A 15,869-nucleotide genomic window follows, 5' to 3' on the forward strand; every position below is an offset into this window, starting at 1 on the left:
GCTTTCCTCTTCTGACCCCGTTCCCTGCGCGTTGAGTTTGTTCATTGCGGCCAGATTCACAAGGTTTAGCTTCATCAGCAGCCTAAGGCGCCTCCGGCGCCTTTTTTTATGGCATAAAGCGATAACCGACACCGGTTTCCGTCAGCAGATGGGCGGGCTGGGTTGGATTCGCTTCCAGCTTCTGCCGCAGATGGCCCATATAGATGCGCAGATAGTGACTGTGCTCCACCGCATTGGGTCCCCAGACCTGGCTCAGCAGCTGCCGCTGCGTCAGCACCTTCCCGGCATTATTCAGCAGAATACTTAACAGACGAAACTCGGTAGGGGTGAGGTGAACCTCTTCGCCGCCACGCTGCACCCGGCGTGCGGCAAAATCGACGCTGACATCGGCGAAGGTGACTTTCGCTTCCGGCTGCTGACCGTTATGGCGGCGCAGCGCAACCCGGACCCGTGCCAGTAGTTCGCCAACGCCGAACGGCTTGGTCAGGTAGTCATCCGCACCGGCGTCCAGCGCGGCTATTTTGTCCTGCTCGTCGCTGCGGGCTGACAGCACGATGACCGGCAGGGCGCTCCACTGGCGCAGGTCACGGATAAAGTCGGTGCCATCGCCATCCGGCAAGCCCAGATCCAGAATCACTAAATCGGGCTTGCGGGTCGCCGCTTCAATCAGCCCGCGCTGAAGCGTATCGGCATCGAACACCTTCAGACCTTCATTTTCCAGCGCCAGCCGGACAAAGCGGCGGATCTCTTTTTCATCTTCAACGATCAAAACCGTGGTCACGCAATACCTGCCTTGAGTAGATGCTGAGAGGTTACTTTATCAATAATTTATTCTGCCGTCCGGCGGCCTACTGCGCGCGGCTGAGCTACGCCTCTGCAACCATCTGATAACCAGTTTGTAACTTAATTACAGGTTAATTCTTAAACGGCAAAAAAAGCGGCAAATGGCTGGTCTGATGAGTAGTAAAATTACACAATCAGGCGTAATCTTAGACAAAGATCACATTCGCCCACTTCGCTGACCAGGAGGAGAAACCATGTATCAGGCTTATCCACGTTACAAAATTATTGCGCGCCGCATGCTGGTGATTGTTCTCGGCGTGGTGGCGCTCCCGGTGATGCTGTTTCGCCCGGATCGGGCTCGCTTCTACAGCTATCTGCATCGCGTCTGGTGTAAAACCAGCGCCAAACCGGTCTGGCTGGCGCAATCCGAAGCCGCAGGTGACCTGTTCTGGTAACCGGTTCCGCCACAGAATAAGCCTGGTCAGCTGACCGGGCTTTATTTTTACGATTTTTCTGAAAATAAGCGGCCTGAAACCAGGCTTTAACGCTGTCTTCCTGACCATTTTGCGCTACACTTAAACCTCTACAAGATTTCGGAGGTTGTACAAGTATGAGCAAAAAAATCCCCGTTGGAATCAGTGCATGCTTGCTTGGCGACAGCGTCAGATTTGATGGTGGCCATAAGCGTCTTACTTTTGCGACCGACGATCTCACCCCTTTTGTCCGCTTTGAACCGATCTGCCCTGAAATGGCCATCGGCCTGCCCACCCCGCGCCCGGCTTTACGTTTGGTGAAGCAGGGCGATGATGAGCTGCATCTCTGCTTCAGTAAAGAGGGCGGAGAAGAGGTCACCACTCAGATGCGTGACTGGTCAGCGGAGCGGGTAAAATCGCTGCACCACCTGTCGGGTTATATCCTCTGCGCCAAATCCCCCAGTTGTGGCATGGAGCGGGTGCGCGTCTACGAGCCCGATACCAACAATAACCGCAAAGTCGGCACCGGCATTTTTGCTGAGTTCCTGCAACGCGAGATGCCGTGGCTGCCACTGGAAGAGGATGGGCGTCTGCACGATCCCGCCCTGCGTGAGAACTTTATTGGCCGCATCTGCGCCCTGCACGAGTTCAATCAGATGTGGCAGGAGGGCCTGACCCGCCAGCGACTGATCGCTTTTCATAGCCGCTACAAACTGATGATGCTGGCCCATTCGCAGGAGAAATATCGCGAGCTGGGGCCATTTGTCGCCACCATGAGCCAGTGGGAATCGCTGGACGATTTTGCCTTTGAATACCGCAATCGGATGATGGCCCTGATGTCGCGTCCCGCCTCGCGTCGCAACCACACCAACGTGCTGATGCATGTGCAGGGCTACTTCCGCTCACATCTGAGTTCACCGCAGCGTCAGGAGCTGGCGACACTGATCGATCGCTATCGCCAGGGTACACAACCGCTGCTGGCCCCGATTACCATTCTTAAACACTACATGGCGGAATATCCGCATCCGTGGCTGGCGCAGCAACGCTATTTCGACCCCTATCCCGAAGCCCTGTGCTTGCGCTACGGACAGTAACTCAGGAGGAGTATGACCACGCATCTGGTCTGGCTGCGTAACGATTTACGCATCAACGATAATCTGGCGCTGCACGCCGCCTGTCGCGACAGCGAAGCAAAAGTGATTGCGCTCTATCTCGCCACCCCGAAACAGTGGCAGCAGCATGATATGTCGCCAAAACAGGCCGCGTTTATTCATGCCAGCCTTGAGCAGCTACAGCAGGCGCTGGCTGAGCGCGGCATCGCATTCCATTATCAGGCGTGTGAAGCGTTCAGCGACGCGGTTGACGCGCTGGTCAGGTTCTGTGAGGAGCAGCAGGTTGATCAGCTGTTTTACAACTACCAGTATGAAGTGAACGAGCGGCAGCGCGACGCAGCGGCGGAGAAGCGGCTCGACGATGCGGGCGTTATCTGTCAGGGCTTTGACGACAGTCTGCTGCTGCCACCCGGCAGCGTACAGAGCGGCGACCGCTCGATGTATAAGGTGTTTACCCCGTTCAGCAAAGCCTTTGTCCGCCGTTTGCAGCAGGGACTGCCGGAGTGCGTGCCTGCGCCAAAAGCGCGTGCGGATGCGCCACTGAAAACCACCCCGATTCCGGCGTTTGATTATCCGAAAGAGGATTTTGATCAGACGCTGTTCCCGCCCGGCGAGACGGCCGCGCTGAAACGTCTGCGGCACTTCGCCACCCAGCCAGTTATCGACTATCCGGCGAAGCGCGATCTGCCCGCGCTGGATGCCACCAGCCGGCTGTCGGTTTATCTGGCGACCGGCGTGCTGTCGCCGCGTCAGTGTCTGCATCGTGTGCTGCATGAACATCCCGATGCGCTCGATAACAGCCGTGCCTTTACCTGGCTGAACGAGCTGATCTGGCGTGAATTTTACCGCCATCTGCTGGTTGCTTACCCGGCGCTCTGTCGGCACAAGCCCTTTATCGACTGGACGCGCAACGTGGAGTGGCAGCGCAATGAAGACCATTTCAGCGCCTGGAAAGCGGGTAAAACCGGTTATCCGATTGTCGACGCGGCGATGCGGCAGATGAATGCGCTGGGCTGGATGCATAACCGCTTACGCATGATCACTGCCAGCTTTCTGGTGAAGGATCTGCTGATTGACTGGCGTGACGGCGAGCGTTACTTCATGCAGCAGCTGATTGATGGCGATTTGGCGGCGAACAACGGCGGCTGGCAGTGGGCGGCATCGACTGGCACTGACGCGGCACCCTATTTTCGGATTTTTAATCCTACCACCCAGGGCGAACGTTTCGATCCGCAGGGCGACTTTATCCGCCACTATCTGCCGGAGCTGGCTGACGTTCCTGACAGCGATATTCACCAGCCACACCTCTGGGCGGAGAAGAATCACAAGAAACTCGATTATCCGGCACCGATCGTGGATCATAAGGCGGCCCGTAAAAAGACATTAGACGCCTTTGAGCGCGCGAAAAGCGCAGCCTCATAGAGTCGGAAGGAGCCTGGATGAATCATTACCAATTAGAGACGCTGATCAATCAGCAGCTGGAAAGCCATAACTTCAGCGATTACGCCCCCAACGGTTTGCAGGTTGAAGGGCGCAGTGAGATCAAAACGGTCATTACCGGCGTCACCGCCTGTCAGGCGCTGCTGGATGAGGCGGTCGCGCGTCAGGCGGACGCGATTATCGTCCATCACGGTTATTTCTGGAAAAACGAACCCGCAGCGATTAAAGGCATGAAGCGCCGTCGTCTGCGGACGCTGCTGGCCAACGATATTAATCTCTATGGCTGGCATCTGCCGCTCGACGCCCACCCGGTGTTAGGCAACAACGCCCAGCTGGCGCAACTGCTGGAGATTGAGGTGCGCGGCGAAGTGATGCCGCTGGTGTTCCACGGCGAACTGGCTGAGCCGGTCTCCGGCGAACAGCTGGCCCGGCGGATCGCTGACCGGCTGGGACGTGAACCGCTGCATTGCGGAGATAACGCCCCGGCGCTGATCCGCCGCATCGCCTGGTGCAGTGGCGGCGGACAGGGCTTTATCGATCAGGCCGCCGCCGCGGGTGTGGATGCCTATATCACCGGCGAAGTCTCGGAGCAGACCATCCACAGCGCCCGCGAGCAGGGGCTGCACTTCTTCGCCGCCGGTCATCACGCGACCGAGCGGGGTGGCGTGAAAGCGCTGGGCGACTGGCTGGCGCAGCAGCACGGCCTGGATGTCACCTTCATCGATATTCCCAATCCTGCCTGATCCTCCTCCGCTCCTGCGTGCCCACGCAGGAGCTAAATCTGTTGACACACTCCTGTCACTTTCGCATAACTGTTTGCTTTATGAAGATAAGCAAACGGCTGAGTCGTGCGCCTGATTGGGTCTGGCGTGCGGCATCTCAGCTGAAAGAGAGGTGCCTGTTGCAACGAGCACGATGCTATTTACTGGGTGAACGCGCGGTGGTGCTGGAGCTGGAACCGCCGGTGTCGCTGGAGAGCCAGCAGCGCATCTGGGGGCTGAGCCAGCGGCTGCACGGCTATGCCAGCGTGCTGGAGGTGATCCCAGGCATGAACAACATCACCCTGATCCTGCGTGATCCGCAGCAGAGCGCGCTGGATGCCATTGAACGGCTTCAGCGCTGGTGGGAAGAGAGCGAAGCGCAGCTGCCGGAGTCGCGACAGGTAGACATTCCGGTGATCTACGGCGGCGAGGCCGGTCCCGATCTGGCGGTGGTAGCGGAACATGCCGCTCTCACGCCCCGTCAGGTGGTGGAGCTGCACAGCAGCAGCGAATATGTGGTGTTTTTTATCGGCTTCCAGCCTGGTTTCCCCTATCTGGGCGGGCTGGATGCGCGCCTGCATACGCCGCGTCGCGCAGAGCCCAGGGTGAAGGTGCCAGCCGGATCGGTGGGTATCGGCGGCAGTCAGACCGGCGTCTACCCGCTGGCCTCCCCTGGCGGCTGGCAGCTGATTGGCCAGACACGCACCGCGCTGTTTGATCCTCAGCAGCAGCCTCCCACGCTGCTCCGTCCCGGTGACAGGGTGCGCTTTGTGCCGCAACAGGAGGGCGTATGTTAAATATTCTGCGAGCCGGGCTGGCGGCGACCATTCAGGATGCTGGCCGTTATGGCTGGCGTCAGTATGGCGTCAGTCCTGGTGGCGTACTCGATCAGCCCGCCATGTTCACCGCCAATATGCTGGTGGGCAATGCGCCCGACAGCGCCGTGCTGGAGATCGTGCTCGGCCAGTTCAAAGCGGAGTTTACCCGCAGTGGCTGGTTTGCGCTGACTGGCGCAGGCTGCCATGCTGAGCTGGACGGCAAACCGGTCTGGACCGGCTGGCGCACGCCGGTTAAAAAAGGGCAGGTTCTGTCGCTGGCGATGCCGCTGCGCGGGATGCGCAGTTATCTGGCGGTGCAGGGCGGCTTTGATCTGCCAGCGGTGCTCGGCTCGGTCACCACCGATCTCAAAGCGGGCTTTGGCGGGTTTCAGGGGCGTACCTTACAGGATGGCGATCAGATCCCGCTGGGCAGACTGACCCGTGCGTTTAACCGTAAAGTCGGGGTGCGACAGCTGCTGTGGGGCAACCGTATTCGCGCCTTGCCTGGCCCGGAGTATCATGAATTCAGCCGCGAGGCTCAGCAGGCGTTCTGGCGCACCGCGTGGAAACTCAGTCCGCAGAGTAACCGGATGGGCTACCGGCTGGAGGGACGTGAGCTTACGCGGCAGAGCCCACGCGAACTGCTGTCACACGGCGTGATGCCGGGCGTCATCCAGGTGCCGCCGAACGGTCAGCCCATCGTGCTGATGGCGGACGCCCAGACCACCGGCGGCTATCCGCGTATCGCTTCGGTTATCGAAGCGGATCTCTATCACCTGGCGCAAATCCGGCTGGGTGAACCGATTCACTTTATCCATTGTACCCTGCCGGAAGCGATGCTGGCGCGGCAGCAGCAGCAGCGCGCACTGGATCAGATGATGTGGGGACTGGCTGATGAAAATTGATTTAAATGCCGATCTGGGTGAAGGCTGCGCCAGCGATCAGGCGCTGCTGCAACTGGTGAGTTCCGCCAATATCGCCTGCGGCTTCCATGCCGGTGACGCACAGACCATGCTGCAATCGGTGCGCTGGGCAAAGGCATCCGGTGTGGCGATTGGCGCGCATCCCGCTTTTCCCGATCGGGAAAACTTTGGCCGCAGCGCGATGCAGCTGCCGCCGGAGACGGTTTATGCCCAGATGATCTACCAGATTGGTGCGCTGAAAAGCCTGGCGGAAAGCGAAGGCGCGCGACTGGTGCACGTTAAACCTCACGGCATGCTGTACAACCAGTCGGCCGCTGACGCGGTGCTGGCTGATGCCATTGCCCGCGCCATCAACGCGGTCGACAGCGAGCTGATCGTCGTAGGGCTGGCGAACAGCGAATCGATCCGGGCGGCGGCGCACTACGGTTTACGCACCCGGGAAGAGGTGTTTGCCGACCGGGGCTATCTCAGCAGTGGTGCGCTGGTGCCGCGCAGTCAGCCGGGCGCACTGATTGAGGATGAGCAGCAGGCGATCGATCAGACGCTGGCGATGGTGCAGCAGGGTAAAGTGAAAAGTATCACTGGCGAGTGGGTGACGGTGAATGCACAGACCGTCTGCCTGCACGGCGATGGCGCACACGCGCTGCAATTTGCCCGGCGGCTGCGTGATGCGTTCGCCCGCCAGCAGATCAGCGTCACCAGCGCCTGAATAATAACGATTAGCCCGGCCTGAGCCGGGCTGTTTTTTTACTCTGAGGGGAAAACATGGAAAGTGCAGTCAATCTCTGGCCATTACTTGGCATTGCCGCCATCGTCATCGGCTTCGTTTTACGTTTCAACCCGGTACTGGTGGTCATTGTAGCCGGTTTCGTGACCGGTCTGGCGGCGCTGATGCCGCTGGCCGATATTCTGGAAAAGCTCGGCGCAGGCTTCCTCAACACCCGTAACCTGCCGCTGATCCTGCTGTTGCCGCTGGCGGTGATTGGCCTGCTGGAGCGTCATGGCCTGAAAGAGCGGGCGCAGGCGTGGATCGCCCAGATTAAAACCGCCACCGCTGGCCGTCTGCTGATTGTCTATCTGTTTGTGCGTGAAATTACCGCGGCGCTGGGATTAACCAGCCTCGGCGGCCATCCCCAGATGGTTCGGCCTCTGCTGGCCCCGATGGCCGAGGGCGCGACTGAAAACCGCTACGGTGAGATTTCGCCTGAGCTGCGTCATCGCCTGCGTGCCATGTCCGCAGCCACCGATAACGTCGGCCTGTTCTTTGGCGAGGATATTTTCGTCGCCTTTGGCGCGATTATCTTTATGCATAACTTTATGCAGGAGTCGGCCGGTATTCAGACCGAGCCGCTGCATATCGCCTTATGGGGTATCCCGACCGCTCTCGCCGCATTCCTGATCCACTCCGCTCGCCTGATGCGGCTGGATCGCCAGCTGGCCCGTGAATTGCAACAGCTGAACAGCCAGGCGCTGAAAGCCAAAGGAGGCGAATAATGTTTCAGCAGGAATATCTGATGTGGCTGGCGGGCATTATCCTGCTGGTGGTGGCGATCCTCTCGTGGCGTGATAGCGCCAACCCGCGCCGCTTTACTACCGGTCTGTTCTGGGCGCTCTATGGTCTGGTTTTTCTGGTTGGCGACTGGACGACGCAGCTGATGAGCAGTTGGGTCGGCTCGGCGGCAGCGGCCACCCGCCTGCTGCACATTGGCATTGGCGTGGTGGTGGTGATCATGGCGCTGATTGCCGGCACCGGCGGTGTCAGGCTGGGACGCTATCATCAGCGCAGCGATCAGGAGAAACAGGCCAGTGCACTGCGGCTGCGCAACAAACTGTTTTTGCCCGCGCTGGCGATTCCGGTCGTGACGGTGGTCGGGGTGCTGGCGTTTAACCATATTCCTGGGTTGCAGGAGTGGATGTTTGGCCCCGGAAATCACTCAACGCTGGTGACGCTGTTTTCGATGATGGTGGGCTGTCTGATCGGCTGGCTGGTGGCGTTAAAACTGACCCATGAAAAACCGGTTCAGTCGATGCAGGAGACCCGACGCCTGCTCGATTCGATTGGCTGGGCTTTTATCCTGCCGCAGATCCTCGCCACCCTGGGGCTGCTGTTTACCAGTGCAGGCGTCGGTAGCGCCATTTCACACCTGACGGAAACCTGGCTGGCGGTGGATAACCGTTTTATCGCCGTAACCGTCTATGCTGGCGGAATGGCGCTGTTAACCATGATCATGGGTAACGCCTTCGCCGCCTTTCCGATTATCACAGCGGGCGTCGGCATCCCGATTCTGGTGTTGCAGCATGGCGGAAATCCGGCGGTGATGGCGGCGATTGGTATGTTCTCTGGCTACTGCGGCACGCTGATGACGCCGATGGCGGCGAACTTCAATATCGTCCCGGCGGCGCTGCTGGAGCTGCCGGACCGTAACGCGGTGATCAAAGCTCAGATCCCAACCGGTGTGCTACTGTTAATCGTTAACATTTTCCTGCTCTATTTCCTGATGTTTCTGTGAGGCTGCATGAAAACTGTTCTGATGACCGCCTTTGAACCCTTTGGCGGCGAAACAATCAACCCCTCCTGGGAGGCGGTCAGCGCGCTGGAAGGCAAACAGATTGGCGACGCAACCATCGTTATCCGCCGCCTGCCGGTGGTGTTCAGCGAGGTGCTGACGGTGCTGAATCAGGCGCTGGAAGAGGTGAAACCGGATGCGATCCTGTCGGTGGGACAGGCGGGTGGCCGCAGTGACATTACGGTTGAACGCATCGGTATCAACGTGGATGACGCCCGTATCCCGGATAACGCCGGCCAGCAGCCGATCGACGAGCCGATTGTGGCGGGTGGTCCGGCTGCCTATTTTTCCCGTTTGCCGATCAAAGCGATAGTGGCCGCCGTGCGCGCGGCGGGTATTCCGGCCTCGGTGTCGCAAACGGCGGGCACCTTTACCTGCAATCGGGTGATGTATGGCCTGCTGCACTGGCTGGAGCAGCAGGGCAGTGCGGCGCGCGGCGGTTTTATTCATATTCCCTATCTGCCGCAGCAGGCGGCGCAGCATCCCGGTGCGCCCAGCATGTCGGTGGCACAGATCATTCAGGCGCTGGAAATCGCGGTGCGGGTGACGCTGGAGACCGGCGACGATGTGAAACAGGTGGGCGGTGCGACCCATTAAGAGGATGAAGGATGCCTGAAGGACCGGAAATCCGCCGCGCGGCGGATCAGCTGGAAACCGCGATTGTCGGCCAGCCCTTAACCGAGGCGTGGTTTGCCTTTCCGCAGCTGAAGACCTATGAACCGGCCTTGATCGGTGAACAGGTGCAGGCGATAGAGACGCGGGGCAAAGCGCTGCTGACACATTTCAGCAATGGCCTGACGCTTTACAGCCATAACCAGCTGTATGGTGTCTGGCGGATTGTGAAACCTGATACCGAGTTACAGACGACCCGCCAGTTACGGGTACGGCTGGCGACGGAAAAAAAAGCGATTCTGCTCTACAGCGCCTCCGATATTGAGTTGCTTAACGCGGATACCCTGGCGGCGCATCCCTTCCTGAACCGCATCGGGCCGGATGTGCTGAATGGTGCGCTGACGGCGGCGGAGGTAGAAGAGCGGTTGCTGTCACCCCGTTTCCGGCGGCGTCAGTTCAGCGGGCTGCTGCTGGATCAGGCTTTTCTCGCCGGGCTGGGAAACTACCTGCGCGCGGAGATCCTCTGGCTGGCGCAACTGCTGCCCCATCACCGGGCGCAGGATCTCGATGAGGTTCAGCTGACTGCTTTCAGCGAGGCGCTGCTCTCAGTGCCACGTCATGCTTATCGGATGCGTGGAACTATGAAAAAGTATCATGAGGAAGCGGCATTTCAGTTTGAGGTGTTTCATCGGCAGGGCAAAAAATGCCGACGCTGCGGTACGGTGATTGAGAAGGGCACGCTCTCATCACGGCCGTTTTACTGGTGTCCGGGGTGTCAAAGATAGAAAGGGCAGGAAATCGAAAGGCTCTTACATCAGACGGCAGACAAACTCAAACCCGCGTGAATCTGGAAGCAACGTAGGAGTTTAACGTGCAGGGAACACGGTCAGAGGAGGAAAGCGTCCCGCGCCAGGGACGGCGCGGGCCGAGCATGTCATGGATGACGGCTTTTGCGTCTTTCCGATCTGACCGTGTTCTCTGCGCAGGCGCGGTATCAAACCCAACCGCCCCCCGGCTTTAAGGCAACATCAGACGGAGATCCCTCTCCGCCCTCCGAATCTTACTTCTTCAGCTTCGAGCTGAATTCGCGCTCGGTATAACCGGTATAGAGCTGACGCGGACGGGCAATCTTCATCCCTTCGTCGTGCATCTCTTTCCAGTGGGCAATCCAGCCCACGGTACGCGCCATCGCGAAGATCACCGTAAACATTGAGGAAGGAATACCCATCGCTTTCAGAATGATACCGGAGTAGAAGTCGACGTTTGGATAGAGTTTACGCTCGATGAAGTACGGGTCGTTCAGCGCGATGTGTTCCAGCTCCATCGCCACTTCCAGCAGGTCATCCTTCATACCCAGCTCATTCAGTACTTCATGGCAGGTATCGCGCATCACGGTGGCACGAGGATCGTAGTTTTTGTAAACGCGGTGACCAAAGCCCATCAGACGGAAAGAGTCATTTTTGTCTTTGGCGCGCTTAACAAACTCAGGAATGTGCTCAACGGTGCTGATCTCTTCCAGCATACGCAGGGTCGCTTCGTTGGCACCACCGTGCGCCGGTCCCCACAGCGAGGCGATACCCGCGGCGATACAGGCAAACGGGTTAGCGCCCGAAGAACCGGCGGTACGCACGGTCGAAGTCGAGGCGTTCTGCTCATGGTCCGCATGCAGGATCAGAATACGGTCCATGGCGCGTTCCAGCACCGGATTGACAACATACTCTTCGCACGGCGTGGCGAACATCATGTGCAGGAAGTTACCGGCATAAGAGAGGTCATTACGCGGGTAAACAAACGGCTGGCCGATAGAGTATTTGTAACACATCGCGGCCATGGTCGGCATTTTAGAGAGCAGACGGAATGCCGCGATTTCGCGGTGGCGTTCAATGTTAACATCCAGCGAATCATGGTAAAACGCAGCCAGCGCGCCGGTCACGCCGCACATCACCGCCATAGGGTGGGAGTCGCGACGGAAGCCGTGGAACAGACGGGTAATCTGCTCATGAATCATGGTGTGGCGCGTCACCGTGGTGCGGAACTCATCAAACTGCTGCTGGTCTGGTGCTTCACCATTCAGCAGGATATAGCACACTTCCAGATAGTTGGAGTCGGTCGCCAGCTGGGAAATCGGGAAGCCACGGTGCAGCAGAATACCTTCATCGCCATCGATAAAGGTAATTTTGGATTCGCAGGACGCTGTAGACGTGAAACCGGGATCGAAGGTGAACAGGCCACTGGACCCCAGGGCACGGACATCAACCACATCCTGGCCCAGAGCGCCTTGCAGCACATCCAGTTCAATCGACGTTCCATCTTGTAGGGTTAACGTCACTTTTTTATCTGTCATTTTCGTCTCCATAGCGCCTTATGTAGGTAAAGATCTTTGACACCTGAAACGCGTTCATGTTGCGGTTGGCATAACGACCTGGTATCACTCTGCGGAGGTAAAACGGGTGCAGGGTACAGAGTGAGCGGCGCGTTCCTGAGGGAACCGGTGAGCCATGGACGTGCTGCATATCGCGGTTGTTAAAGATCCGGTCAGGACATAACTTCTTGGTAACCAATAACCTGATGCTTTTTAAAGCTCATATTCGCAATGTTACATAACTTGCGCTTAGGGGAAAGTGTATCCCCATAACTTTTGTGCATCATAGGAATTTATAGGCTTAGTTTGTAACTGAATTGTTGAACTATTGTCAAATCAGATAATTAAAATTGTATCAATTGTGAAAATCGTGAGTAGGATCACTGTTCTACCTAAAATATACCAAAGAGTTTGTAGGGGAATTGTAATCAGAATGTGATCCTCCTATACTCCAGCCAGGTCTCCGGAACATCCTGACACCAGGAGCCACCCAGCGTTTACTACCGCGTCAATTAACACTGGATGTTGCTTTTTTGGTGACGGTTAAAGTCTGCCACGCGTTGTGATTAGACTCCGCCTCAGGTCCGGAGGAAGCAAAATAAAAAAGAGCTGTGTGGGCAAAACCGTGAAAAAACAAAGACCTGTCAACTTGGATCTCTCGACGATCCGGTTTCCCGTTACTGCAATATCGTCCATTCTTCACCGCGTCTCCGGCGTCATAACCCTGGTTGCCCTCGGCATCCTGCTGTGGTTACTCGGCCTCTCTCTCTCTTCTCCTGAAGGTTTCCAGCACGCTGCGTCCATTATGGATGGCTTCTTCGCGAAGTTCATTATGTGGGGCATTTTAACTGCGCTGGCCTATCACGCGGTGAGCGGGATTCGTCATATGTTGATGGATTTTGGTTATCTGGCGGAGACGCTGGAGGTCGGTAAGCGCTCAGCTTATATGACTTTTGTGATCACTGGCGTGCTGGCAATTCTGGCGGGAGTCCTCGTATGGTAAGCAATGCATCCTCGTTGGGTCGCAACGGCATTCAGGACTGGCTGCTGCTGCGCGCAACTGCAATTCTCATTACGCTCTACATCGTCTATATCCTGGGTTTCATGGTGATGACAGACACGCTGACTTATGATTTATGGCGTGGCTTCTTCGCTTCCGCATTCACCAAAGTGTTCACGCTGCTGACGCTGTTCTCGATTCTGATCCACGGCTGGATTGGAATGTGGCAGGTGTTAACAGACTACGTTAAATCGCTGCCAGCCCGTCTGCTGTTGCAGTTTGTGATTGTCGTGGCGCTGTTGTGGTATGCGATCTATGGCTTTGTTGTGGTGTGGGGTGTGTAAATGAGTTTGCCAATCAGAGAGTTTGATGCCGTGGTGATCGGCGCAGGTGGCGCAGGAATGCGGGCCGCACTGCAAATCTCCCAGGGTGGCCAGAGCTGCGCCCTGTTATCTAAAGTTTTCCCGACCCGTTCCCATACGGTCTCTGCGCAGGGCGGTATCACCGTTGCGCTGGGCAATACCCATGAAGATAACTGGGAATGGCACATGTATGACACCGTCAAAGGTTCCGACTATATCGGTGACCAGGACGCGATTGAATATATGTGTAAAACCGGCCCGGAAGCGATTCTGGAGCTGGAACACATGGGCCTGCCATTCTCCCGTCTGGAAGATGGTCGTGTCTATCAGCGTCCGTTTGGCGGCCAGTCGAAAAACTTCGGCGGCGAGCAGGCGGCACGTACCGCGGCCGCGGCTGACCGTACCGGTCACGCCTTGCTGCACACCCTTTATCAGCAGAACCTGAAAAACAAAACCACTATCTTCTCTGAGTGGTATGCGCTGGATCTGGTGAAAAACGCCGATGGCGCAGTGGTGGGTTGTACCGCTATCTGCATCGAAACCGGCGAAACCGTCTACTTCAAAGCCAAAGCGACTATTCTGGCCACCGGCGGCGCGGGCCGTATCTATCAGTCCACCACCAATGCGCACATCAACACCGGCGACGGCGTGGGCATGGCGCTGCGTGCCGGCGTTCCGGTGCAGGACATGGAGATGTGGCAGTTCCACCCAACCGGCATCGCCGGTGCGGGCGTGCTGGTAACAGAGGGCTGCCGTGGTGAAGGTGGCTATCTGCTGAATAAACATGGCGAACGCTTTATGGAGCGTTATGCGCCAAACGCCAAAGATCTGGCGGGCCGTGACGTGGTCGCGCGCTCAATGATGATTGAGATCCGTGAAGGTCGCGGCTGCGATGGTCCGTGGGGCCCGCACATTAAACTGAAGCTCGATCACCTCGGCAAAGAGGTGCTGGAGTCGCGTCTGCCAGGTATCCTGGAGCTGTCACGCACCTTTGCCCACGCCGATCCGATTAAAGAGCCGATTCCGGTGATCCCGACCTGTCACTACATGATGGGCGGTATTCCGACCAAAGTAACCGGCCAGGCGCTGCGCGTGAATGAGCAGGGCGAAGATGTGGTGATCCCAGGGCTGTTTGCGGTGGGCGAAATCGCCTGCGTATCGGTCCATGGCGCGAACCGTCTGGGTGGTAACTCACTGCTCGACCTGGTGGTGTTTGGTCGTGCTGCCGGTCTGCATCTGCTGGAGAGTATTCAGGAGCAGGGCGATCTGCGTGATGCCACTGAAGATGAGATTGATGCGGCGATGGCGCGCTTCAACCGCTGGGAAAACAACACCACCGGTGAAGATCCTGTTGAGATTCGCAAAGCGTTGCAGCGCTGCATGCAGAATAACTTCTCGGTGTTCCGCGAAGGCGAAGCGATGGCCCAGGGTCTGGAAGAGCTGAAAGAGATCCGTCAGCGCCTGAAATCAGCGCGTCTGGATGACCGCTCACCTGACTTCAACACCCAGCGTATTGAGTGTCTGGAGCTGGATAACCTGATGGAGACAGCCTTTGCCACGGCGGTGGCGGCTAACTATCGCACCGAGAGCCGCGGTGCCCACAGTCGTTTCGACTTCCCGGATCGTGATGATGAAAACTGGCTGTGCCACAGCCTGTATGTCCCGGAAACCGAGAGCATGACCCGCCGTGAGGTGAACATGCAGCCGAAACTGCGCGCGGCCTTCCCGCCGAAAGTGCGTACCTACTAATCCGGAGACGATGATGAGACTCGAGTTTTCAATTTATCGCTACAATCCCGACGTCGACGACAAACCGCGGATGCAGGATTACACCCTGGAAGCGGAAGAGGGTCGCGACATGATGCTGCTGGACGCGCTGATTCGCCTGAAAGAGAAAGATCCGACGCTGGCTTTCCGTCGCTCCTGTCGTGAAGGCGTTTGTGGCTCCGATGGCCTGAACATGAACGGTAAAAACGGTCTGGCCTGCATCACGCCGGTCTCGGCGCTGGGTAACGGCAAGCAGAAGATCGTTATCCGCCCGCTGCCAGGCCTGCCGGTGGTGCGTGATCTGGTGGTGGACATGAGCCAGTTTTATGCACAATATGAGAAAATCAAACCTTTCCTGTTGAATAATGGGGAAAATCCGCCAGCACGCGAGCATCTGCAATCCCCGGATGAGCGCGAACATCTGGATGGATTATATGAATGTATTCTCTGTGCCTGCTGCTCAACCTCATGCCCATCCTTCTGGTGGAATCCTGAGAAGTTCATCGGTCCGGCTGGTCTGCTGGCCGCTTACCGTTTTCTGATTGACAGCCGTGACACCGAAACGGATGCGCGTCTCGACAATCTGAATGATGCTTTCAGTGTATTCCGCTGCCACAGCATCATGAACTGTGTGAGCGTATGTCCGAAAGGGCTTAACCCGACGCGCGCCATCGGCCATATCAAGTCGATGCTGCTGCAACGCGGGGCATAAGGTAACACCTCTGTCGGGAACCTCAGGTTCCCGATAGTTTACGGAAGCCTCTGTAAGCGCGGTGCGACACCACGTTTACAAAGGTTCCCTTACGGGCCACGCGCGCTGCGCACAGTGCTCGTATCGCTGAACTCACTACGGCAAACCGCGAAAGCGGCAACAAATGAAACCTCAAAA

General features: G+C 57.6%; 17 protein-coding genes. 15 read left to right on the forward strand and 2 right to left on the reverse strand.

All coding sequences use genetic code 11. From position 1 onward, the window contains the following. Positions 1-106 precede the first annotated feature (106 nt). A complete protein-coding gene (gene kdpE, locus ACCW71_RS19230; protein WP_436374147.1) occupies positions 107-781 on the reverse strand; it encodes a two-component system response regulator KdpE in 675 nt (224 codons plus the stop codon). Between the two features lie 256 nt (positions 782-1,037). On the opposite strand from kdpE, the gene ACCW71_RS19235 reads away from it, so the two are divergent. The 11 genes from ACCW71_RS19235 (at position 1,038) to nei (ending at position 10,274) form a co-directional block, all read left to right on the forward strand. After that, complete coding sequence (locus ACCW71_RS19235; protein ID WP_436374149.1) at positions 1,038-1,238, forward strand: YbfA family protein; 201 nt, start codon at positions 1,038-1,040, stop codon at positions 1,236-1,238. A gap of 155 nt (positions 1,239-1,393) precedes the next feature. Next, positions 1,394-2,350, forward strand: coding sequence for a YbgA family protein (locus tag ACCW71_RS19240; RefSeq protein WP_436374151.1), 957 nt, complete (start codon positions 1,394-1,396; stop codon positions 2,348-2,350). 12 nt (positions 2,351-2,362) lie between these two features. Then, on the forward strand, positions 2,363-3,790 hold the full coding sequence (gene phrB, locus ACCW71_RS19245; RefSeq protein WP_436374153.1) for a deoxyribodipyrimidine photo-lyase: 1,428 nt from the start codon (positions 2,363-2,365) through the stop codon (positions 3,788-3,790). 17 nt (positions 3,791-3,807) lie between these two features. Next, positions 3,808-4,551, forward strand: a complete 744-nt coding sequence (locus ACCW71_RS19250; protein ID WP_436374155.1) for a type 2 GTP cyclohydrolase I — start codon at positions 3,808-3,810, stop codon at positions 4,549-4,551. Between the two features lie 158 nt (positions 4,552-4,709). Continuing rightward, positions 4,710-5,366 (forward strand): 5-oxoprolinase subunit PxpB, encoded by a 657-nt coding sequence (gene pxpB / locus ACCW71_RS19255; RefSeq protein ID WP_436374157.1) that lies wholly within the window; start codon positions 4,710-4,712, stop codon positions 5,364-5,366. Then, the gene (pxpC, locus tag ACCW71_RS19260; RefSeq protein ID WP_436374159.1) at positions 5,360-6,292 is read left to right on the forward strand and encodes a 5-oxoprolinase subunit PxpC; all 933 of its coding nucleotides are present in this window, start codon (positions 5,360-5,362) and stop codon (positions 6,290-6,292) included. Before pxpB ends, pxpC begins: the two co-directional genes overlap by 7 nt. After that, positions 6,282-7,019: a 5-oxoprolinase subunit PxpA gene (gene pxpA, locus ACCW71_RS19265; protein WP_436374161.1), complete on the forward strand. Its 738-nt coding sequence runs from the start codon at positions 6,282-6,284 to the stop codon at positions 7,017-7,019. Before pxpC ends, pxpA begins: the two co-directional genes overlap by 11 nt. Before the next feature lie 56 nt (positions 7,020-7,075). After that, on the forward strand, positions 7,076-7,804 hold the full coding sequence (locus ACCW71_RS19270) for a DUF969 domain-containing protein (protein WP_436374162.1): 729 nt from the start codon (positions 7,076-7,078) through the stop codon (positions 7,802-7,804). Next, the gene (locus ACCW71_RS19275; RefSeq protein ID WP_436374198.1) at positions 7,801-8,820 is read left to right on the forward strand and encodes a DUF979 domain-containing protein; all 1,020 of its coding nucleotides are present in this window, start codon (positions 7,801-7,803) and stop codon (positions 8,818-8,820) included. The genes ACCW71_RS19270 and ACCW71_RS19275 overlap by 4 nt, the downstream gene beginning before the upstream one ends. 6 nt (positions 8,821-8,826) lie before the next feature. Then, positions 8,827-9,474, forward strand: coding sequence for a pyroglutamyl-peptidase I (pcp, locus tag ACCW71_RS19280; RefSeq protein WP_436374164.1), 648 nt, complete (start codon positions 8,827-8,829; stop codon positions 9,472-9,474). Between the two features lie 11 nt (positions 9,475-9,485). After that, positions 9,486-10,274: an endonuclease VIII gene (gene nei, locus ACCW71_RS19285; protein WP_436374165.1), complete on the forward strand. Its 789-nt coding sequence runs from the start codon at positions 9,486-9,488 to the stop codon at positions 10,272-10,274. A 275-nt stretch (positions 10,275-10,549) separates the two neighbouring features. Here the strand turns inward: nei and ACCW71_RS19290 are convergent, their stop codons facing one another. Next, on the reverse strand, positions 10,550-11,833 hold the full coding sequence (locus ACCW71_RS19290) for a citrate synthase (RefSeq protein ID WP_436374167.1): 1,284 nt from the start codon (positions 11,831-11,833) through the stop codon (positions 10,550-10,552). A 631-nt stretch (positions 11,834-12,464) separates the two neighbouring features. Between ACCW71_RS19290 and sdhC the strand changes: the two genes are divergently transcribed. From sdhC to ACCW71_RS19310, 4 genes are read left to right on the forward strand one after another with little or no spacing between them, the layout of a single operon-like run. Further along, positions 12,465-12,854 (forward strand): succinate dehydrogenase cytochrome b556 subunit, encoded by a 390-nt coding sequence (gene sdhC / locus ACCW71_RS19295; protein ID WP_436374168.1) that lies wholly within the window; start codon positions 12,465-12,467, stop codon positions 12,852-12,854. Beyond that, the gene (gene sdhD / locus ACCW71_RS19300) at positions 12,848-13,195 is read left to right on the forward strand and encodes a succinate dehydrogenase membrane anchor subunit (protein ID WP_436374170.1); all 348 of its coding nucleotides are present in this window, start codon (positions 12,848-12,850) and stop codon (positions 13,193-13,195) included. The genes sdhC and sdhD overlap by 7 nt, the downstream gene beginning before the upstream one ends. Beyond that, entirely contained in the window at positions 13,196-14,962 is a 1,767-nt protein-coding gene (sdhA, locus tag ACCW71_RS19305; RefSeq protein WP_436374172.1) for a succinate dehydrogenase flavoprotein subunit, read from the forward strand. Positions 14,963-14,975: 13 nt separating this feature from the next. Then, positions 14,976-15,692: a succinate dehydrogenase iron-sulfur subunit gene (locus ACCW71_RS19310; protein WP_436374174.1), complete on the forward strand. Its 717-nt coding sequence runs from the start codon at positions 14,976-14,978 to the stop codon at positions 15,690-15,692. Positions 15,693-15,869 lie beyond the last annotated feature (177 nt).

The sequence above is a fragment of the Pantoea sp. C2G6 genome (assembly GCF_051336815.1).
Taxonomy (GTDB): Bacteria; Pseudomonadota; Gammaproteobacteria; order Enterobacterales; family Enterobacteriaceae; genus Pantoea.